The sequence below is a fragment of the Pseudomonas sp. FP2300 genome (assembly GCF_030687595.1).
Taxonomy (GTDB): domain Bacteria; phylum Pseudomonadota; class Gammaproteobacteria; order Pseudomonadales; family Pseudomonadaceae; genus Aquipseudomonas; species Aquipseudomonas bijieensis.
The window spans coordinates 546,800-567,867 of record NZ_CP117440.1; the positions used below are offsets into that span (position 1 = coordinate 546,800).

A 21,068-nucleotide genomic window follows, 5' to 3' on the forward strand; every position below is an offset into this window, starting at 1 on the left:
CGAACAATGAACAGGATTTTTTCAGCCCTCGGTATTTCGCTATGGATAGCGCTGTTGTCGCCGATGGTTCATGGGGCCAGTCTGAAGACGCTGGATGTGGCGGCGTTGCCGGGGGACCGTGTCGAGTTGAAGCTTACCTTCGATGGTCCGCCGCCGACTCCTCGGGGCTACACCACCGAACAACCGGCCCGGATTGCCCTGGACCTGCCCGGGGTGACCAATCAACTGGCTAGCAAGAACCACGACCTGGGCGGGGGCAATGCACGCAGCGCCACCGTGGTCGAGGCCGGGGATCGCACCCGGTTGATCATCGGCCTTACCCAACTGGCGCCGTACGATACCCGGGTCGAAGGTAACCATCTGTTCGTGGTGGTCGGCAAGGGGGGCTCTGCGAAGAGCGCTGCTGCGAAGAACACCGTCCAGGCCCCGCGCACGGCGGTTGCCAGCGCGGCGCCCGCGAGGGCCAGTGCGCCAGTGGGCAAGGCGATCCGTGGGGTTGACTTCCAGCGTGGGACCCAGGGCGAAGGCAACGTGGTAATTGATCTGTCTGATCCGTCCATCGCCCCGGACATCCAGGAGCGCGAAGGCAAGATCATCCTCAATTTCGCCAGGACCCAGTTGCCCGAGCCATTGCGGGTGCGCCTGGACGTCAAGGACTTCGCCACCCCGGTGCAGTTCGTCAATGCCAGCGCCGGCAGCGACCGGGCGACCATCAGCATCGAACCCAGCGGCACCTTCGACTACTCGACCTACCAGACCGACAACAAGCTCACCGTCAGCGTCCGTCCCATGACCGTCGACGACCTGCAAAAACGCAACGCCGACCGCGCGGCCTACAGTGGCGAGAAGCTCTCGCTCAACTTCCAGGACATCGAGGTGCGCTCGGTGCTGCAATTGATCGCCGATTTCACCAACCTGAACCTGGTGGCCAGCGACACGGTGCAGGGCGGCATCACCCTGCGCTTGCAGAACGTGCCTTGGGACCAGGCGCTGGATCTGGTGCTCAAGACCAAGGGTCTGGACAAGCGCAAGGTCGGCAACGTGCTGCTGGTGGCTCCGGCCGATGAAATTGCCGCTCGCGAGCGCCAGGAGCTGGAGTCGCAGAAGCAGATTGCCGACCTGGCACCACTGCGGCGTGAGCTGTTGCAGGTCAACTACGCCAAGGCGGCGGACATCGCCAAGCTGTTCCAGTCGGTGACCAGTGCCGAGGCGAAAGCCGACGAGCGCGGCACGATCACGGTCGATGAGCGCACCAACAACATCATTGCCTACCAGACCCAGGACCGGCTCGACGAACTGCGCAGGATCGTGGCGCAACTGGATATTCCGGTGCGCCAGGTGATGATCGAGGCGCGGATTGTCGAGGCCAACGTCGACTACGACAAAAGCCTGGGTGTGCGCTGGGGTGGGTCGATTCAGAACAAGGGCAACTGGAACACCTCAGGGGTGACCACCGGCGATTCCACCACCATTGGCACGCCAGGCAGCACCAGCACCAACCAGCCGTTCGTCGACATGGGGGCCTCGGGCAATACCTCGGGCATCGGCATTGCGTTCATTACCGACAACGTCTTGCTGGACCTTGAACTGACGGCCATGGAAAAGACCGGCAACGGCGAAATCGTCTCCCAGCCCAAGGTGGTGACCTCCGACAAGGAGACGGCAAAAATCCTCAAGGGCACGGAAATCCCTTATCAGGAAGCCAGTTCCAGCGGTGCCACGTCGGTGTCGTTCAAGGAGGCTTCGCTGTCGCTGGAGGTGACTCCGCAGATCACCCCGGACAACCGCATCATCATGGAGGTCAAGGTCACCAAGGATGAACCGGACTACTTGAACAAGGTGCAGGATGTGCCGCCAATCAAGAAAAACGAGGTCAACGCCAAGGTCTTGGTCAATGACGGCGAGACCATTGTGATTGGCGGGGTTTTCTCAAATACTCAGAGCAAGGTTGTAGATAAGGTGCCATTTCTTGGCGATGTGCCGTATCTTGGCCGCCTTTTCCGGCGTGATGTAGTCTCGGAGAAAAAATCCGAGCTGCTGGTGTTCCTCACTCCGCGTATCATGAACAACCAGGCGATTGCTGTGAGTCGTTGATTCTGTGCGAAATTTGATTCTTGTAGGGCCGATGGGCGCTGGAAAAAGCACCATCGGCCGTTTGCTGGCCAAAGAGCTGCGCCTGCCATTCAAAGATTCCGACAAGGAAATTGAATTGCGCACGGGCGCTAATATCCCATGGATTTTCGACAAGGAAGGCGAACCGGGCTTTCGTGACCGTGAGCAGGCGATGATCGCCGAGCTGTGCGCGTTCGATGGCGTGGTGCTGGCCACCGGCGGCGGCGCGGTCATGCGCGAAGCCAATCGTCGGGCGCTGCATGCCGGCGGACGAGTGGTCTACCTGCATGCCTCCGTCGAACAACAGGTCGGCCGCACGGCCCGGGATCGCAACCGTCCGCTGTTGCGTACCGCCGACCCGGCCAAAACCCTGCGGGATCTGCTGGAGCTGCGTGACCCGTTGTATCGGGAGATCGCCGACCTGGTGGTGGAAACCGACGAGCGGCCGCCGCGGATGGTGGTGCTCGACATCCTTGATCGTCTTCAGCAACTGCCTCCCCGTTAATGCGCTTGGCGAAATGCGCTATCCTCGACGTCCCGTCGTGGCCCGGCTGGGGCGTGGCGGATGGCCATTAACTGGCGTCAGAACAAGCACCGTGGACTTTCGTTAATTGCAGGCAGGACGCCTGATTCCATCTTCACTGTGGGGACACATGCAGACACTTAAGGTCGACCTGGGCGAGCGCAGCTACCCGATTCATATTGGCGAAGGCTTGCTGGACCAGCCCGAACTGCTGGCGCCGCATATCGCCGGGCGGCAAGTGGCGATCATTTCCAATGAAACCGTCGCGCCCCTGTATCTGGAACGTCTGACCCGCAGCCTGTCGGCCTTCTCGGTCATTTCCGTGGTGTTGCCCGACGGTGAAGCCTTCAAGAATTGGGAAACCTTGCAGCTTATTTTCGACGGCCTGCTGAGTGCGCGGCACGATCGGCGCACCACGGTGATTGCCCTCGGTGGCGGCGTGATCGGCGACATGGCCGGTTTTGCCGCCGCCTGCTATCAGCGTGGCGTCGATTTCATCCAGATCCCCACCACGCTGCTGTCCCAGGTCGATTCGTCAGTGGGCGGCAAGACCGGGATCAACCATCCGCTGGGCAAGAACATGGTGGGGGCTTTCTATCAGCCCAACGTGGTGCTGATCGATACCGCTACCCTCAACACCTTGCCTGCTCGTGAACTGTCTGCGGGGCTGGCGGAGGTCATCAAATACGGGCTGATCTGCGACGAGCCGTTCCTGGGCTGGCTCGAAGAGAATGTCGACCGTCTACGTGCATTGGATCAGGCGGCCCTGACCTACGCCATTGAACGTTCCTGCGCCGCCAAGGCCGCCGTGGTCGGTGCCGATGAGCGGGAGTCGGGAGTGCGGGCCACGCTCAACCTGGGCCACACCTTTGGCCATGCCATCGAAACCCATATGGGCTATGGTGTCTGGCTGCATGGCGAGGCGGTTGCGGCCGGCACGGTCATGGCCCTGGAGATGTCTGCGCGCCTGGGCTGGATCAGCGAGCAGGAGCGCGATCGCGGCATTCGTCTGTTCCAGCGCGCCGGGCTGCCGGTGGTTCCGCCCGAGGAAATGACTGAGGCGGATTTCCTTGAACACATGGCAATCGACAAAAAAGTGATCGACGGTCGTCTGCGTCTGGTGCTGCTGCGCCACATGGGCGAAGCGGTGGTGACCGACGATTATCCGAAAGCAGTTCTACAGGCCACGCTGGGAGCGGACTACCGCGCCCTGGCTCAGCTTAAAGGTTAATAAGATTCCGATGACTAGTTTGCATGCCGACGAGGCTTTCCTCGGCCATTTCCAATTGAGTCATGACCCTTTCGCTCCACGGGTCCCGGGCTTCAAGTTCTTCCCCGCCCAGCGCAAACCGGTGCTGGGCCAGTTGCATCACCTGGCACGCTACAGCCAGTTGCTGTTGGTGGTCACAGGTCCCCAGGGCAGCGGCAAGACCTTGCTGCGCCAGGCCCTGGTGGCCAGTACCAACAAGCAGTCGGTGCAAAGCGTGGTGGTCTCCGCCCGCGGCGCCGGCGATGCCGCCGGTGTGTTGCGCCAGGTGGCCCAGGCGCTGAATGTCGCCCAGGCCGAAATCGGGGCGATTCTCGATCAGATCGTGCAGTTGGCGCTGACCGGGCAGGAAGTCTATCTGCTGGTGGACGACGCCGAGCAGCTCGACGAGTCGGCCCTGGAAGCCCTGCTGGCCCTGGCTGCCGGTGCGCCGGAAGGTCGTCCCCATGTGTTCCTGTTCGGCGAGTCGTCGCTGATCGCTGATCTGGATCAACTGAGTCTTGAGGAAGAGCGCTTCCACGTTATCGAGCTGGCGCCCTACACCGAGGAAGAGACGCGTGAATACCTGGCCCAGCGTCTTGAGGGGGCGGGCCGGGGTATCGAACTTTTTACCGCCGATCAGATCTCTGAGATTCACGAAAGCGCAGGTGGTTGGCCTGGCAACATCAACCAGGTCGCCCGCGATGCTCTGATCGAAGTCATGATTGCCAGCCGCTCAGCGGTGAAGCGTCCAAGTATGGGGTTCAACATGCCGAAGAAACACGTATTGGCAATTTCCGCTGTCGTTGTGGTCGCGGTTGCCGCCGCCTGGCTGATGCCGGGCCGCAACAAGGCGCCGACCACGGGCACTCCTGCCAACGAGCAGGCGCAACTGCCCCTCGGCCAGGGTACGCCGCAACCCAACGGTGGTGCTCCGGCAGTGGAATTCGCCGGCAACACCCAGCCGATGCCGCTGCCGTTGGTCGGCCAGTCGCAGCCGGTCATGCGCGGCCCGCTGGCCGAAGCGGCCGGTGGCATCACCGAAGGCGACGACGGCGCGGCGCCACCGATCGACGACAGCAGCGACGTGCCGCCGACCGTGACCACCACCTCACCACCGGCGGGCGTGCCGGCCGGTCCTGCGCCGACGCCAACGCCTGCTCCGGCGGCCAAGCCGACTCCGGCACCGACCCAGATAGCCACCGCCAAGCCTGCCCCGGCTCCAGCGCCCGCGACCAAGCCTGCCGCGCCAGCACCGGCCGCCAAGCCTGCTGCTCCGGCCAAGGCCGCGGGCGGTAGCTGGTACGCCGGCCAGGCACCGGGTAACTACGTGGTGCAGATCCTCGGCACCAGCTCTGAAGCCACGGCGCAGAACTTCGTCAAGGAGCAGGGCGGCGAGTACCGCTATTTCAAGAAAGTGCTCAACGGCAAGCCACTGTATGTCATCACCTACGGCAGCTTTGCCAGTCGTGATGCAGCCGTTTCCGCTATCAAGGCCTTGCCAGCGAAGGTTCAGGCTGGTAAACCTTGGCCTCGCACTGTCGCCAGCGTCCAACAGGAACTGGCTGCAACTCGCTGAAGATTCGGCGGCCTTACCCAGGCCGCCTCTCCCGGCAACCTCAAAATTCCGCAAGGGCGGGCGACCTTTCAGGCCGCGCGCCTTGTGGTGTCTGCGTCACAGTAGTGTTTGAGTCGTAGCGGTCGAACCCAAAAAAGTTTTGACTAGCACAGCATATAGCTTTAAACCTTTCACAAATGCGACATGGATTTGCGACAGTTCGTCGTCAAATTTGTGAGCCTCTGTGTCGGTGTGTACAATGACCTCCCTTTTGCCCCCGCAAAGCTGGCGTACGTTCGGCGCGGCATGCAACTGGTTGAATTGAAAAGAAATTTGCCTCGATTAGAGGCAGCCTGGTGAGAAAGTGTCTATGAAAGCAGGTCTGTACCAACCAGATGAATTCAAGGATAACTGCGGTTTCGGCCTGATAGCTCATATGCAGGGCGAGCCCAGCCATACCCTTTTGCAAACGGCCATTGAGGCCCTGACCTGCATGACCCACCGCGGTGGGATCAACGCCGACGGCAAGACCGGCGACGGTTGTGGCTTGCTGATTCAAAAGCCTGACGAGTTCCTGCGTGCCGTTGCCCAGGAAACGTTTGGCGTGACCCTGCCCAAGCAGTACGCCGTGGGCATGGTGTTCTTCAACCAGGACCCGGTGAAGGCTGAGGCGGCTCGCGAGAACATGAACCGCGAGATCCTGGCCGCCGGCCTGCAACTGGTGGGCTGGCGCAAAGTGCCGATCGACACCAGCGTCCTCGGCCGCCTGGCCCTTGAGCGCCTGCCGCAGATCGAACAGGTGTTCATCGCAGGTGACGGTCTGAGCGACCAGGACATGTCGATCAAGCTGTTCAGCTCTCGTCGTCGTTCGTCCGTGGCCAATGCCGCCGACACCGATCACTACATCTGCAGCTTTTCCCACAAGACCATTATCTACAAAGGCCTGATGATGCCGGCGGACCTCACCGCCTTCTATCCGGACCTGAGCGACGAGCGCCTGAAAACCGCAATCTGCGTGTTCCACCAGCGCTTCTCCACCAATACCCTGCCGAAATGGCCGCTGGCCCAGCCATTCCGCTTCCTCGCCCACAACGGCGAGATCAACACCATCACCGGCAACCGCAACTGGGCCGTGGCCCGGCGCACCAAGTTCGCCAACGACCTGATGCCGGACCTCGAAGAGCTCGGCCCGTTGGTCAACCGCGTGGGCTCGGACTCCTCGAGCATGGACAACATGCTGGAACTGATGGTGACCGGTGGCATCGACCTGTTCCGCGGCGTGCGCATGCTGGTGCCGCCGGCGTGGCAGAACGTCGAGACCATGGACCCGGACCTGCGGGCCTTCTACGAATACAACTCCATGCACATGGAGCCGTGGGACGGCCCGGCCGGTATCGTCATGACCGACGGTCGCTATGCCGTGTGCCTGCTGGACCGTAACGGTCTGCGTCCGGCGCGCTGGGTCACCACCACCAACGGGTTCATCACCCTGGCTTCGGAAATCGGTGTCTGGAACTACCAGCCCGAAGACGTCATCGCCAAGGGCCGCGTAGGCCCGGGCCAGATCTTTGCCGTGGATACCGAAACCGGCCAGATCCTCGACACCGATGCGATCGACAACCGCCTCAAGTCCCGTCATCCGTACAAGCAATGGCTGCGCAAGAATGCCCTGCGCATCCAGGCGACCATGGAAGACAACGACCATGGCTCGGCTTTCTACGACGTCGATCAGCTCAAGCAGTACATGAAGATGTACCAGGTGACGTTCGAAGAGCGTGACCAGGTGCTGCGTCCACTCGGCGAGCAGGGCTACGAAGCGGTCGGCTCCATGGGCGACGACACGCCGATGGCCGTGCTGTCCCAGCGCGTGCGCACGCCGTACGACTATTTCCGCCAGCAGTTCGCCCAGGTGACGAACCCGCCGATCGACCCGCTGCGCGAAGCGATCGTGATGTCCCTGGAGATCTGCCTCGGTGCCGAGCGCAACATTTTCCAGGAGTCGCCGGAACACGCCTCGCGGGTGATCCTCAGCTCGCCGGTCATTTCCCCGGCCAAGTGGCGCTCGCTGACCAACCTCGACCGTCCGGGCTTCGCGCGCCAGGTCATCGACCTGAACTACGACGAAAGCGTCGGCCTGGAAGCGGCGATCCGCAACGTTGCCGATCAGGCTGAAGAAGCCGCGCGCGCCGGGCGTACCCAGATCGTGCTCAGCGACCGTCACATCGCGCCGGGCAAGCTGCCGATCCACGCCTCGCTGGCTACCGGTGCGGTGCACCATCGCCTGACCGAAAAAGGCCTGCGCTGCGACTCCAACATCCTGGTGGAAACCGCCACCGCCCGCGATCCGCATCACTTCGCGGTGCTGATCGGTTTCGGCGCCTCGGCGGTGTATCCGTTCCTGGCCTACGAAGTGCTGGGCGACCTGATCCGTACCGGTGAAGTGCTGGGCGACCTGTATGAGGTGTTCAAGAACTACCGCAAGGGCATCACCAAGGGCCTGCTCAAGATCCTGTCGAAGATGGGCATCTCGACCATCGCCTCGTATCGCGGCGCGCAATTGTTCGAGGCCATCGGCCTGTCGGAAGAAGTCTGCGAGCTGAGCTTCCGTGGCGTGCCGAGCCGCATCAAGGGTGCGCGTTTCGTCGACATCGAAGCCGAGCAGAAAGCCCTGGCAGCCGAAGCCTGGAGCCCGCGCAAGCCGATCCAGCAGGGCGGCCTGTTGAAGTTCGTCCATGGTGGTGAATACCACGCCTACAACCCGGACGTGGTCAACACCTTGCAAGCGGCCGTGCAACAGGGCGACTACAGCAAGTTCAAGGAATACACCTCGCTGGTGGACAACCGTCCGGTATCGATGATCCGCGACCTGCTCAAGGTCAAGACCCTCGACACGCCGCTGGACATCAGTGAAGTGGAGCCGCTGGAATCGGTGCTCAAGCGTTTCGATTCGGCTGGTATTTCCCTGGGCGCACTGTCCCCGGAAGCCCACGAAGCCTTGGCCGAAGCCATGAACCGCCTCGGTGCGCGTTCCAACTCCGGCGAAGGCGGTGAAGACCCGGCGCGCTACGGCACCATCAAGAGTTCGAAAATCAAGCAGGTCGCCACTGGCCGCTTTGGTGTGACGCCGGAATACCTGGTCAATGCTGAAGTGCTGCAAATCAAGGTGGCCCAGGGCGCCAAGCCCGGTGAGGGCGGCCAACTGCCCGGTGGCAAGGTCAACGGCCTGATCGCCAAGCTGCGCTACGCGGTCCCTGGCGTGACCCTGATCTCGCCGCCGCCGCATCACGACATCTACTCGATCGAAGACTTGTCGCAACTGATCTTCGACCTCAAGCAGGTGAACCCCAAGGCGCTGGTCTCGGTGAAACTGGTGGCGGAAGCCGGCGTCGGCACCATCGCCGCCGGTGTGGCCAAGGCTTATGCCGACCTGATCACCATCTCCGGCTACGACGGCGGCACCGGTGCATCGCCGCTGACCTCGATCAAGTACGCCGGTGCGCCGTGGGAACTGGGCCTGGCCGAAACCCACCAGACCCTGCGCGGCAACGATTTGCGCGGCAAGGTCCGGGTGCAGACCGACGGTGGCCTGAAAACCGGCCTGGACGTGATCAAGGCCGCCATCCTCGGCGCCGAGAGCTTCGGCTTCGGCACTGCGCCGATGATCGCCCTGGGCTGCAAATACCTGCGCATCTGCCACCTGAACAACTGCGCCACCGGCGTGGCGACCCAGAATGACAAGCTGCGCAAGGACCATTACATCGGCACCGTCGACATGGTGGTGAATTTCTTCACCTACGTGGCTGAAGAGACCCGTGAGTGGCTGGCGAAGCTGGGCGTGCGCTCGCTTGAAGAGCTGATCGGCCGTACCGATCTGCTGGAAGTGATCGAAGGCCAGACCGCCAAACAGCATCACCTGGACCTGACCCCGTTGCTGGGCAGCGATCTCATCCCGGCGGACAAGCCACAGTTCTGCCAGGTCGACCGCAACCCGCCATTCGACAAGGGTGAGCTGGCCGAGAAGATGGTCGACATGGCCGCTGCGGCGATCAACGACCTGAGCGGTGCCGAGTTCGAGCTGGATATCTGCAACTGCGACCGTTCCATCGGTGCGCGGATCTCCGGTGAAATCGCGCGCAAGCACGGCAACCAGGGCATGGCCAAGGCGCCGATCACCTTCCGTTTCAAGGGCACCGCAGGCCAGAGCTTCGGCGTCTGGAACGCCGGTGGCCTGAACATGTACCTGGAAGGCGATGCCAACGACTACGTGGGCAAGGGCATGACCGGCGGCAAGCTGGTCATCGTTCCGCCCAAGGGCAGCGTCTACAAGACCCAGGACAGTGCCATCATCGGCAACACCTGCCTCTACGGCGCCACGGGCGGCAAGCTGTTCGCCGCCGGCACCGCGGGCGAGCGTTTTGCCGTGCGTAACTCCGGGGCCCACACTGTGGTGGAAGGCACCGGCGATCACTGCTGCGAGTACATGACCGGTGGTTTTGTCTGCGTGCTGGGCAAGACCGGTTATAACTTCGGCTCTGGCATGACCGGTGGTTTCGCCTACGTGCTCGACCAGGACAACACCTTCGTTGACCGGGTCAACCACGAACTGGTGGAAATCCAGCGGATCAGCGGCGAGGCGATGGAAGCCTACCGCAGCCACCTGCAAAACGTGCTGAACGAGTACGTCGCGGAAACCGACAGCGAGTGGGGTCGTGAACTCGCCGAAAACCTCGATGACTACTTGCGCCGTTTCTGGCTGGTCAAGCCCAAGGCTGCCAACCTGAAATCGTTGCTTTCCAGCACTCGTGCCAACCCGCAGTGATATGCGCCTGAAGAGTTTGATGAGGTTTTAACAATGGCTGAACGTCTGAATAACGACTTCCAGTTCATCGATGTCGGGCGCAAGGATCCGAAGAAGAAACTGTTGCGTCAACGCAAGAAAGAGTTCGTGGAAATCTACGAGCCTTTCAAACCCCAGCAGTCGGCCGACCAGGCCCATCGCTGCCTGGGTTGCGGTAACCCGTATTGCGAATGGAAGTGCCCGGTGCACAACTTCATTCCCAACTGGCTGAAACTGGTGGCCGAGGGCAACATCCTCCAGGCCGCCGAGCTGTCCCACCAGACCAACACCCTGCCGGAAGTCTGCGGCCGGGTGTGCCCGCAGGATCGCCTGTGTGAAGGTGCCTGCACCCTCAACGACGGTTTCGGCGCGGTGACCATCGGTTCGGTGGAGAAGTACATCACCGACACCGCGTTCGCCATGGGCTGGCGCCCGGACATGTCCAAGGTCAAGCCGACCGGCAAGCGTGTGGCGATCATCGGTGCCGGCCCGGCGGGCCTGGGCTGTGCCGACGTGTTGGTGCGTGGTGGCGTGACTCCGGTGGTGTTCGACAAGAACCCGGAAATCGGCGGCCTGCTGACCTTCGGTATTCCCGAGTTCAAGCTGGAAAAGACCGTGCTGAGCAATCGTCGCGAAGTCTTCACCGGCATGGGCATCGAGTTCCGCCTGAACACCGAGGTGGGCAAGGACGTGACCATGGAGCAACTGCTCGAAGAATACGATGCGGTATTCATGGGCATGGGCACCTACACCTACATGAAGGGCGGCTTCGCCGGCGAGGACCTGCCAGGCGTCTATGACGCCCTCGACTTCCTGATCGCCAACGTCAACCGCAACCTTGGCTTTGAAAAGTCGCCGGAAGATTTCGTCGACATGAAAGGCAAGAAGGTCGTGGTGCTCGGCGGTGGTGACACGGCGATGGACTGCAACCGCACCTCGATTCGCCAGGGCGCCAAGTCGGTGACCTGCGCCTACCGTCGTGACGAAGCGAACATGCCCGGCTCGCGCAAAGAGGTGAAGAACGCCAAGGAAGAAGGCGTGAAGTTCCTCTACAACCGCCAGCCGATCGCCATTGTCGGTGAAGACAAGGTCGAAGGCGTGAAGGTGGTCGAGACCCGTCTCGGCGAACCGGACGCCCGTGGCCGCCGCAGCCCCGAGCCGATCCCCGGTTCCGAAGAGATCATCCCGGCCGATGCCGTGGTCATCGCCTTCGGCTTCCGCCCGAGCCCGGCACCGTGGTTCGAGCAGTTCAGCATCCAGACCGACAGCCAGGGCCGCGTCGTGGCCCCGGAACAGGGCCAGTACAAGCACCAGACCAGCAACCCGAAGATCTTCGCCGGTGGCGACATGGTCCGGGGTTCCGACCTGGTGGTGACAGCGATCTTCGAAGGCCGCAATGCGGCGGAAGGGATTCTGGATTACCTGCAAGTCTGACCTCGATCCAGAGTTGCAATGGAGTAAACCTGTGGGAGCGAGCTTTGTGGGAGCAAAGCTTGCTCGCGATTCAGGCGCCTCGGTACCCAGGAGACCGCAGTGTTTTCATCGCGGGCAAGCCTTGCTCCCACAAAAATGCCTCCCACAGTCATTTTGCAGTGTTAAGCAGATCGAGTTGCACCGCGACAAATTGCCCCGATAGATAAAAGGCACGGCTCTTGCCGTGCCTTTTGCGTCGCGCTCTGAGAAAATGCCCGCACTTTTTTTCCGGATGCCGACATGACTGCCCTGAAGAACGATCGTTTCCTTCGCGCCCTGCTCAAGCAACCCGTAGACGTCACCCCGGTGTGGATGATGCGCCAGGCCGGTCGCTACCTGCCGGAATACCGCGCCAGCCGCGCCAAGGCCGGTGATTTCATGAGCCTGTGCATGAACCCCCAGTTCGCCTGTGAAGTCACGCTGCAGCCGCTGGATCGCTATCCGCAACTGGACGCGGCGATCCTGTTCTCCGACATCCTGACCATTCCCGATGCCATGGGCCAGGGCCTGTACTTCGAGACCGGCGAAGGTCCGCGCTTCAAGAAAGTCATCAGCACCCTGGCTGATATCGAGGCCCTGCCGATTCCCGATCCGCAGAAGGACCTGGGTTACGTCATGGACGCGGTCAGCACCATTCGCCGTGAACTCAACGGTCGCGTGCCGCTGATCGGTTTCTCCGGCAGCCCTTGGACCCTGGCCACCTACATGGTCGAAGGCGGTTCGTCGAAGGACTTCCGCAAGACCAAGGCGATGCTCTACGACAACCCGCAAGCCATGCACCTGTTGCTGGACAAGCTGGCCCAGTCGGTCACGTCCTACCTCAACGGCCAGATCCTGGCCGGTGCGCAAGCGGTGCAGATCTTCGACACCTGGGGCGGCAACCTGTCGGCGGCAGCGTACCAGGAGTTTTCCCTGGCCTACATGCGCAAGATCGTCAGTGGCCTGATCCGCGAGCATGAAGGCCGTAAAGTGCCGGTGATCCTGTTCACCAAGAACGGCGGCCTGTGGCTGGAAAGCATCGCCGATGCCGGTGCCGACGCCCTGGGCCTGGACTGGACCTGCGACATTGGCAACGCCCGCGAGCGTGTCGGTCACAAGGTCGCCCTGCAAGGCAACATGGACCCGACCGTGCTTTACGCCAAGCCCGAAGCGATTCGCGCTGAAGTCGGACGCATCCTGGCCAGCTACGGCAGCGGCAGCGGCCATGTGTTCAACCTCGGCCATGGCATTACCCCGGAAGTCGACCCGGAACACGCCGGTGCCTTCCTGCGGGCGGTACATGAGTTGTCGGCGCAATATCACCCGTAATCGCCACCCTGTGTCACCCAGCCTGTCCGGACCCGTGCCGGACAGGCTTTTTTTTGCCCGGTTGTTTATTCGGCTCAATGTGAAACTCGTTAGTTGTTTTGTGTGAAGTATCTGTTTGTGTTTGTTTGATAGTTATTTCTATTCGTAAGAAGTTTCTCGAACTATGTAATAGAAATGGCTTCAGAGATCATTCCTTCTGTTTTGAGAGATTTTTCCTACATAGGAAATATTCAACTTTCTATAAGGTTCGGCGCTTGTCAGGTTCAGCGCTGAACGACCCAGCGCACCTTTCAAGATGACGGTGATACGTCTTTTCAATCTCGATGAGTAGTCTGGAATTTATATGAACAACAACTTCAAGAAGAACAGTGTGTTAACGGGGTGTGCTTCGTCGTTAGTTCTGTTGTCGGCGATGGTGGCGTCCCAGGGTGTGTTTGCCCACGGTTTCGTCGAAGTGCCGCCTTCCCGTGCGCTGTTGTGCCAGAAAGGTGTCAACCAACAGTGCGGTGGCGCGCAATACGAACCGCAGAGTACCGGTGAAACCTTCAAGGGCTTCCCGAATGGTGCAGGTGGTGCGCCGCTGCAAGGCCCTATCGACGGTAAAATCGCCAGTGGCGGCATTGCCCGGTTCTCTGCCCTCGATGCGCAATCGGCTTCGCGCTGGCACCTGACTGAAATCAGGGACCGGGACATTACCTTTCAATGGCAATACTCCGCCGCGCACCCGGCGACCAAACACGAATACTTCATTACCCGCGACGGTTGGAACCCGAACGAAGCGCTCAAGCGTGCCTCGTTCGACAGCGCGCCGTTCTGTACGGTGGAAGGTGGCAATCAAGTGCCGGTAGGCGGTGCCCCGCATAACTGCGTCATTCCTGACAGCAAGTCGGGTCATCACGTCATCCTGGCCGTCTGGACAGTAGGCGACACCGATAACGCGTTCTACGACCCGGTCGATGTGAACATCCTCGCCGAAGCCGCGTTGCCGGGCGGCTGGTCGGCGGTGGGCAGCATTGCGCCATCGACCCAGTTGCTGGTGGGTGACAAGGTCAAGGCCCGGGCATTCACCGCCACCGGCGAAAATGCCCAGTACAGCGTAGAAATCAGCATCGACAACGCCGAGGAAGGCAAGGCTGAGAACTGGTCGTTCAAACTGGCCGAAGCCATCAACAACGCCCATGCCCTGATTCGTGCCGGTATTCGTGATGATGAGGGCAATATCACGCCGGTCAAGGGCGCCAACAGCCTGTACGCCCAGAAAGAAAGCGGTGTGAATCGCTACGAAGTGCAACTGGACATGCAGGAAGACGCCAGCGCCAGCATGGAGATTTCCTCCCTGCAACCAGAGTACGTTCTCGACAAAGGTCGGGTCAGCATGGCGTTCACTGCGCAGGCAAACCGCCGGATGAACCTTGAAGCCACGCTGTTCGATGAGAAGAACAAGCAGGTGGGTATCGTGCAAACCGTAGGTGAAGGCAATACAGGCCTGAGCCTGGACCTGCGCGGCGCCGCCCCTGGCGCGCACACCCTGACGCTGGTGGGCACCACCGAAGACGGGCGCACGACTCGCCAGGATACCCAAGCCGTCACCCTGACTGGCGAAGGCGCCGGCATCGAGTACGACTTCGTGTTCCCGGAAGGCATCAGCGACTACACCGCCGGCACGAAAGTGCTGCAGCCCAAGACTGACGAAGTCTTCGAATGCAAGTCTGGCGCCGTGTCCGGCTACTGCAAGCAGTACAGCCCGTCGGCGAACGGTTTCGAACCGGGTGTCGGTGCCTCCTGGCAAAGCGCCTGGGACAAGCTGTAAGTCCTGACAGGCATGGTCCCAGGCGATCCATACGGGTTGCCTGGGGCCTTCAGACGAGTGCGCAGTGATGTCTATCCATTACTCCAGGCGCCGGGTGCTGCTGCACTGGCTGTCGGCGGTCATTATCTTATGGGCGTTGGCGTCCGGTTTTTATGTGGCGTTCAATCCGGTGCCAGCTTCGACCGAACAGTGGGTTGGGTCACTCAATGTGTCGCTGACCACGCTGTTCATTCCGTTTTTCGTGTGGCGGGCCTGGCTGTTTTTTTACGAACTGGAGCCGCGCGGGACGGCGCTTTCAGGGAGCAAGAGGCTGGCCTCGGCGGTGCATGCGCTGATCTACCTGGTCATCGGCGTCGTGCTGGTGACCGGCGTGCTGATGATGAAAAGCGCCATCAGTGTCTTCGGCCTTGTTCGCTTCCCCCAGCCATTGGCTGATCCGACGTTGATCGAGCTGGCCAACACCGTCCACACCCTGTCTTGCGTGGTGCTTTCGATGCTCGTCGCGCTGCACCTGTGCGCGGTGCTCTGGCATGAGTTTTCCGGGCGCAGAGTGGTGCGGCGAATGTCCTTTGCCAAGCCTGCGGGCACGCTTGAGCGAGCGCAACGGTGAGCCTGTCGTTTCGGGTCGACAGCCGTCTGCCGAGGCTGGTGCTGGTGCTCGTGCCGCTGCTCTACGGGGTATTGCTGGCCGGGCAGGAATGGCGTTTTCGCCATGCATTGGGCCGTGACGTGCCAGTGGTGGTGGACTCGCCGGCGGCGCCGGCTCGCGACTTGCCCAACGTTCAAGCCGTGGCGACCGTGCTCGGCCTGGCGCCTGAAGGTGCCCAGGCGCCAAGCGCCGAACCGATTACGTTGCAGGCCAGTTTTGTCGCCGGCGAAGGCTTGTCGCGGGCATTGCTGGCGGATGCCGCCGGCCCGCGCATTTACCAGGTGGGCGAGCGCTTGCCCGGTGGCAGCGTGCTGCGCCGGGTCGAGGCCAGCCATGTGACGTTGTGGCGCAACGGCCGTGAAGAGCGGTTGGCCTTGCAGCAAGCGGTCAAGCCCTTGCTGCGCCGGCTGGATCTCGAAGACGGGCGCCATGCCACGCTTCATTCCTCGCAATACCTACGCCCGGTGGCCGGGCAATCAGAGTGATCGAATCATGAACAGCTTTATCCGAGGCCGTGTGTCATGCGTCCTGTTCTGCCTTGCCGCGGCCTGCCCGCTGATGTTCCCCAGTGCGCTGCGGGCCGAGGAGGCCCAATGGCAACTGGCGATGAACAATGCGGAACTGCGCGACGTGGTCGAGGAATTCTCCGCGATCCTGGGCAAGACCGTGGTGCTCGATCCCCGGGTGTCAGGGCGCATTACAGTCATGTCCCGCCAGGCGCTGGACCGCGAGGGTGTGCGTCGGTTGTTCTATTCGGTACTCGATGCACATAACTTCACCGTGATCGACGAAGGCGAGCGGATCCTCATTACCCCGGTCAGCGATGCCAAGACGCGGGCCGGAATCGCCGATGCCAAAAGCGCCACGCCGTCGCAGTTCGTCACCCGGGTCCTCGACCTGCAATCGAGTATCGCCGCCGACGTCGCCGGGTTGATCCGGCCCCTGGTGTCGGGCAATGGTTACGTCGGCCCTTCGGTATCGTCCAATGCCTTGGTGGTTACCGACACCGCCGCCAATGTCCAGCGCATCGCCGACGTGGTTCGACAGCTGGACTCAGGGCGCAACCGCAATCATGTGGTGGTGCGGTTGCGGCATGCCCAGGCTGGGGATATCGCGCCGTTGATGGAAACCTCTGGCGGCAAGCGCGATGGCGATACGGCGGGCCTGGTGATCGCCGATGCCCGTAGCAATCGGTTGGTGATCATCGGCGCGCCGGCGGTGCGCCAGCGCCTGGTCGATCTGGCCCGGACCCTCGACGTCCCGGCCGCCGCCTCTCAGGACAACGCCCGGGTTATCCGCCTGCGCCATAGCGATGCCAAGCAACTGGCCGAGGTGCTGGAGGCTGTCGGCCAGGATAAGAAAACCACGCCAGCACTGACCGGCTTGCGGGAAACTGCCGCCGCCAGCTCGTTCATGATCAAGGCCGATGAAAGCCAGAATGCCCTCGTGCTGATCGCCGAACCTGCTCAGGTTCGCATCATCGAGAACATCGTCCGTGAATTGGACCAACCCCGGGCTCAGGTGCTCATTCATGCGGCCATCGTCGAGGTCACCGGCGATATTTCCGAAGCGCTGGGGGTGCAGTGGGGGCTGGAGAGCGGCAGCGCGACAGGGGCCATCAATTTTCCGGGAACCGCCATCCCGATCATCGGGTTGGACCTCAATAAGCTCGATAAAAAGACCGAAGGCGCGTTCCTGCGCCTGGGCAGCGATCGTTTCAGTGCGCTGGTCTCGGCACTGGCGAGCAATGCCCACAGCAACCTGCTGTCCACCCCCAGCCTGCTGACCCTGGATAACCAGGAAGCGGAAATCATCGTCGGCCAGAACGTCCCGTTCAAAACGGGTTCCTACGCCACCAGCGGCAACGGTGCGGACAATCCGTTCACCACCGTGGAGCGCAAGGACGTCGGCATCAGCCTCAAGGTCAAGCCCTACATCAATGAGGGCTCGACCTTGCGCCTGGAAGTGGAGCAGGAAGTCTCGGACATCGCGCCATCGGTCTCCGGTGTGGATTCCTCTGACCTGATCACCAACAAGCGCGCCTTGAAGAGCACGATCCTAGCGGACGATGGTGAGATCATCGTGATCGGCGGGCTGATCCGCGACAGCGTCCGCACCCAGCAAAGCGGTGTTCCTTTGCTGCGCAGTATTCCGTACCTGGGCGCGTTGTTTCGCTGGAACCGCGACACCCAGACCAAAAGCAACCTGATGGTGTTCCTGCGCCCGATCATTGTGCGCAGTAACGAAGACCTGGCCGAGGTCAGCCGTCAACGCTACGACGCGCTCCGGGACCTGAGCAAACCGGGCTCGCGGAAAAACAACTCGCTGTTGTTGCCCCGGGATGCCCGCCAGTTGTTCGACTCATCCACGGACACGGCCGATCCGCAACAGCGTTCGGGGGCCCTGTGACGGACCCACAGGCCCCGTTGCCCTTTGGCTTCGCCAGGCGTTTCGGCGTGCTGCTCGAAGGCACGGGGCCGACCTTGACCCTGGTGATGCGCGGTGACACGCCCCTGACCGCCGTGGCGGAAGTACGGCGCCTGTGCGGTCGGGATTTGCCCATCCAGGTGCTGGAGCCGGCGCCGTTCGCCACGCGCCTGGCCAACGTCTATCGCCAGGGCCAGAGTGCCGCCGAGCAGGTGGCCCAGGGCCTGGACGAGGAGCTGGACCTGCTCAGCCTGGCCGACCAGATGCCGCAGACCACCGACTTGCTGGAGCAACAAGGTGATGCGCCGATCATCCGGCTGATCAATGCCCTGCTCAGCGAGGCGGTCCGCGAACACGCCTCGGACGTGCACCTGGAAACGTTCGAGCAATACCTGTCGGTGCGCATGCGCATCGACGGTCAGTTGCAGGAAATGCTCCGTCCGCGCCGGGAGCTGGCGAACCTGCTGGTGTCGCGGATCAAGGTCATGGCCCGTTTGGATATCGCCGAAAAGCGCGTGCCCCAGGACGGGCGAATGGCCTTGCGGCTGGCCGGGCACGAAGTCGATGTGCGGGTCTCGACCTTGCCGTCGGCCCATGGCGAGCGTGTGGTGTTGCGTCTGCTCGACAAGCAGGCCGGACGCCTGGACCTGCAACGCCTGGGCCTGCCCGACGACACCCTGGCCGGGTTGCGCCAATTGCTCGGCAAACCCCACGGCATCGTGTTGGTCACCGGGCCCACGGGCTCGGGCAAAACCACCAGCCTGTACGCGGCGTTGAGCAGCATCAATGACCAGAGCCGCAACATCCTCACCGTCGAAGATCCGATCGAATATCACCTGCCGGGCATCGGCCAGATGCCGGTCAATCCGAAAGTCGACATGACCTTTGCTCGCGGCCTGCGGGCTATTTTGCGCCAGGATCCGGACGTGGTGATGGTCGGTGAAATCCGTGACCGCGAGACCGCCGAAATCGCCGTCCAGGCGTCCCTGACCGGGCACCTGGTGCTCTCGACCCTGCACACTAATACCGCCGTCGGCGCGGTCACGCGGCTGATGGACATGGGGGTGGATGCCTATCTGCTGGCCTCGTCCCTGGCCGGCATCGTCGCCCAGCGCTTGTTGCGCACCTTGTGCCCATGCTGCAAGACACCTTATGTGGCCGACGCCGCCACTTGTCTGCGCCTGGGCCTTGAGGCCGGTGCCGCGCCACGGCTGTTCAAGGCCCAGGGCTGCGATCAATGCCAGAAAGGTTATCGCGGGCGCATCGGCATTTACGAACTGGTGAACGTCAGTGCTGCGTTGTCGCAGTTGATTCATCAGGGGGCCACCGAGCAGGCGTTGGCCTCTGAGGCGCGCAAGAGCTCCCGCAGTCTGTTCCAGGACGGGCGCCAGCGGGTTCTCGAAGGCCTGACCAGCGTCGATGAACTGCTGCGCATCACTCAGGAGGATTAGCGCCATGCCGACCTTCGACTACCGGGCCGAAGATGCCCAGGGCCGCCGCTGCAAGGGCCGTGTGGAAAGCGACAGCCCCCGGCATGCCCGTCAGTTGTTGCGCGAGCGCGGCTTGCTGCCCAGCGAGTTACGTGAAGCCGGGGAGTCGCGAACGATCGGCTTCCGGCCTTCGGGGGGACGTTTGAGCCCGGCTGACCTGGCGTTGCTGACGTTGCAGCTTTCCACCTTGATCCAGGCCGGCCTGCCCCTTGAGGAAGCCTTGGGGGCCGTGGCGCAACAGAGCCAGAAGCGGCGAGTCGTCCACTTGCTGTCGGCGGTGCGCAGCCGGGTGATGGAAGGCCACGCCTTGGCGACGGCGCTGAGGGCATTTCCCCAGGCCTTCCCCGAGCTGTTTTGCGCCACCGTTGCCGCGGGTGAGCAATCCGGCCATTTGGGCCAGGTGCTGGAGCAACTGGCGACCTACACCCAGGCGCGCCAGGCATCGCGCCAGCGCATTCAACTGGCGTTGGTGTACCCGCTGATCCTGATGTTGGCCTGTGTCGCGATTGTCGCGTTCCTGTTGGGCTACGTGGTGCCGGATGTGGTGAAGATTTTCGTCGACAGTGGCCAGCCGTTGCCTTGGCTGACCCAGGCGCTGATCGCGGTGAGCGACGGCTTGCGTCGCTACGGCCTGCTGCTGCTCGGGGCCCTGGCCGGGCTGCTCGGGCTGTGGCGCTGGAGCCTGCGCCAGCCGTCGTGGCGTCTGCGTTGGCATCGCTTGTTGCTCAGGTTGCCGTTGTTGGGTGAGGTGCTGCGGGCGATGGAAGCGGCCCGCTTCGCCAGCACCCTGGCGATCCTGAGCAAGAGTTCGGTGCCTTTGGTGGACGCCTTGCACATCGCCGCGCAGGTGATCGGCAACCTGACCATTCGCGCACGCATGGCCGACGTCGCTCGTTCGGTGCGCGAGGGCGGGACCCTGACCCGTGGCCTGGAGCTCGGCGGGGATATCCCGCCGCTGATGCTGCACATGATTGCCAGCGGCGAACGTGCCGGCGAACTCGACAGCATGTTGGCCCGCGCCGCCGAACAACAGGAGGCCAGCCTCGCAGCGCGCATCGCGCTGGTGGTGAGCCTTTTCGAACCGGCCATGTTGGTGCTGATGGGCGGCGTCGTGCTGCTGATCGTCATGGCCATTCTGCTTCCTATCTTGAGCCTCAACCAATTGGTGAATTGACCCATGAAACTCCACAGCAACCGACCGGCACGTCCTCAGCGCGGCTTCACCCTGATCGAAATCATGGTGGTGGTGGTCATCATCGGCATCCTCGGCGCCATCGTCGTGCCGCAGTTCATGAGCCGGCCCGACCAAGCCAAGGTCACCGCCGCGCGCACCGATATCCAGGCGATAGCCACGGCCCTGGAAATGTACCGTCTCGACAACGCTCATTACCCTTCGACCCAGCAAGGCCTGGAGGCGCTGAGCAAGCGTCCGGCCGGTACGCCCGTGGCAAAGAACTGGAACCCTCAGGGTTATTTGAAAAGCCTGCCGGTCGATCCCTGGGGCACGCCCTACCAGTTTCTCAACCCTGGCCTCAAGTCACTCGATGGCGGCTATGACCTGTACTCGCTGGGCGCCGATGGCGCGCCGGGCGGCGAGGGCTTCGCCGCCGATATCGGCAATTGGGCCGAGTGAAC

The 21,068-nt window shown here is 62.3% G+C and carries 14 protein-coding genes; all 14 read left to right on the forward strand.

All coding sequences use genetic code 11. The features are described 5' to 3' along the window. The first annotated feature begins 6 nt into the window (after positions 1–6). The 14 genes from pilQ to gspG all read left to right on the forward strand — a co-directional run bounded on the left by pilQ (position 7) and on the right by gspG (position 21,066). Positions 7–2,094, forward strand: a complete 2,088-nt coding sequence (gene pilQ, locus PSH86_RS02345) for a type IV pilus secretin PilQ (RefSeq protein WP_116833986.1) — start codon at positions 7–9, stop codon at positions 2,092–2,094. Positions 2,095–2,098: 4 nt separating this feature from the next. Then, positions 2,099–2,617: a shikimate kinase AroK gene (aroK, locus tag PSH86_RS02350; protein WP_003196983.1), complete on the forward strand. Its 519-nt coding sequence runs from the start codon at positions 2,099–2,101 to the stop codon at positions 2,615–2,617. Between the two features lie 148 nt (positions 2,618–2,765). Continuing rightward, a complete protein-coding gene (gene aroB / locus PSH86_RS02355) occupies positions 2,766–3,866 on the forward strand; it encodes a 3-dehydroquinate synthase (protein WP_109752042.1) in 1,101 nt (366 codons plus the stop codon). Between the two features lie 10 nt (positions 3,867–3,876). After that, a complete protein-coding gene (locus PSH86_RS02360; protein ID WP_176688758.1) occupies positions 3,877–5,460 on the forward strand; it encodes an AAA family ATPase in 1,584 nt (527 codons plus the stop codon). 349 nt (positions 5,461–5,809) lie between these two features. Continuing rightward, positions 5,810–10,258, forward strand: coding sequence for a glutamate synthase large subunit (gene gltB / locus PSH86_RS02365; RefSeq protein WP_109752044.1), 4,449 nt, complete (start codon positions 5,810–5,812; stop codon positions 10,256–10,258). A 33-nt stretch (positions 10,259–10,291) separates the two neighbouring features. Next, complete coding sequence (locus tag PSH86_RS02370) at positions 10,292–11,710, forward strand: FAD-dependent oxidoreductase (RefSeq protein WP_003196992.1); 1,419 nt, start codon at positions 10,292–10,294, stop codon at positions 11,708–11,710. A gap of 279 nt (positions 11,711–11,989) precedes the next feature. Next, positions 11,990–13,057 carry a uroporphyrinogen decarboxylase gene (gene hemE, locus PSH86_RS02375; RefSeq protein WP_116833989.1) on the forward strand — a complete coding sequence of 356 codons (1,068 nt, stop codon included), beginning with the start codon at positions 11,990–11,992 and terminating at the stop codon, positions 13,055–13,057. A 343-nt stretch (positions 13,058–13,400) separates the two neighbouring features. Beyond that, positions 13,401–14,867: an N-acetylglucosamine-binding protein GbpA gene (gene gbpA / locus PSH86_RS02380; protein ID WP_116833990.1), complete on the forward strand. Its 1,467-nt coding sequence runs from the start codon at positions 13,401–13,403 to the stop codon at positions 14,865–14,867. A gap of 67 nt (positions 14,868–14,934) precedes the next feature. After that, positions 14,935–15,477 carry a cytochrome b gene (locus tag PSH86_RS02385; protein ID WP_163855644.1) on the forward strand — a complete coding sequence of 181 codons (543 nt, stop codon included), beginning with the start codon at positions 14,935–14,937 and terminating at the stop codon, positions 15,475–15,477. Beyond that, positions 15,474–16,001, forward strand: coding sequence for a type II secretion system protein N (locus tag PSH86_RS02390; protein ID WP_116833992.1), 528 nt, complete (start codon positions 15,474–15,476; stop codon positions 15,999–16,001). The genes PSH86_RS02385 and PSH86_RS02390 overlap by 4 nt, the downstream gene beginning before the upstream one ends. 7 nt (positions 16,002–16,008) lie before the next feature. Further along, complete coding sequence (gene gspD / locus PSH86_RS02395; protein ID WP_305487507.1) at positions 16,009–17,925, forward strand: type II secretion system secretin GspD; 1,917 nt, start codon at positions 16,009–16,011, stop codon at positions 17,923–17,925. Then, positions 17,922–19,394: a type II secretion system ATPase GspE gene (gene gspE / locus PSH86_RS02400; RefSeq protein ID WP_305487510.1), complete on the forward strand. Its 1,473-nt coding sequence runs from the start codon at positions 17,922–17,924 to the stop codon at positions 19,392–19,394. The genes gspD and gspE overlap by 4 nt, the downstream gene beginning before the upstream one ends. A 4-nt stretch (positions 19,395–19,398) precedes the next feature. Then, positions 19,399–20,607, forward strand: a complete 1,209-nt coding sequence (gspF, locus tag PSH86_RS02405; protein WP_109752051.1) for a type II secretion system inner membrane protein GspF — start codon at positions 19,399–19,401, stop codon at positions 20,605–20,607. 3 nt (positions 20,608–20,610) lie between these two features. Then, entirely contained in the window at positions 20,611–21,066 is a 456-nt protein-coding gene (gene gspG / locus PSH86_RS02410; protein WP_109752052.1) for a type II secretion system major pseudopilin GspG, read from the forward strand. The last annotated feature ends 2 nt before the right edge of the window (positions 21,067–21,068 follow it).

Coding starts and splice junctions, on each gene's coding strand:
- PSH86_RS02370 (WP_003196992.1), top strand. CDS start 10,292: ATGGCTGAACGTCTGAATAACGACTTCCAGTTCATCGATGTCGGGCGC.
- PSH86_RS02385 (WP_163855644.1), top strand. CDS start 14,935: ATGTCTATCCATTACTCCAGGCGCCGGGTGCTGCTGCACTGGCTGTCG.
- PSH86_RS02360 (WP_176688758.1), top strand. CDS start 3,877: ATGACTAGTTTGCATGCCGACGAGGCTTTCCTCGGCCATTTCCAATTG.
- gspD (WP_305487507.1), top strand. CDS start 16,009: ATGAACAGCTTTATCCGAGGCCGTGTGTCATGCGTCCTGTTCTGCCTT.
- hemE (WP_116833989.1), top strand. CDS start 11,990: ATGACTGCCCTGAAGAACGATCGTTTCCTTCGCGCCCTGCTCAAGCAA.
- gltB (WP_109752044.1), top strand. CDS start 5,810: ATGAAAGCAGGTCTGTACCAACCAGATGAATTCAAGGATAACTGCGGT.
- gspG (WP_109752052.1), top strand. CDS start 20,611: ATGAAACTCCACAGCAACCGACCGGCACGTCCTCAGCGCGGCTTCACC.
- gspF (WP_109752051.1), top strand. CDS start 19,399: ATGCCGACCTTCGACTACCGGGCCGAAGATGCCCAGGGCCGCCGCTGC.
- pilQ (WP_116833986.1), top strand. CDS start 7: ATGAACAGGATTTTTTCAGCCCTCGGTATTTCGCTATGGATAGCGCTG.
- aroB (WP_109752042.1), top strand. CDS start 2,766: ATGCAGACACTTAAGGTCGACCTGGGCGAGCGCAGCTACCCGATTCAT.
- gbpA (WP_116833990.1), top strand. CDS start 13,401: ATGAACAACAACTTCAAGAAGAACAGTGTGTTAACGGGGTGTGCTTCG.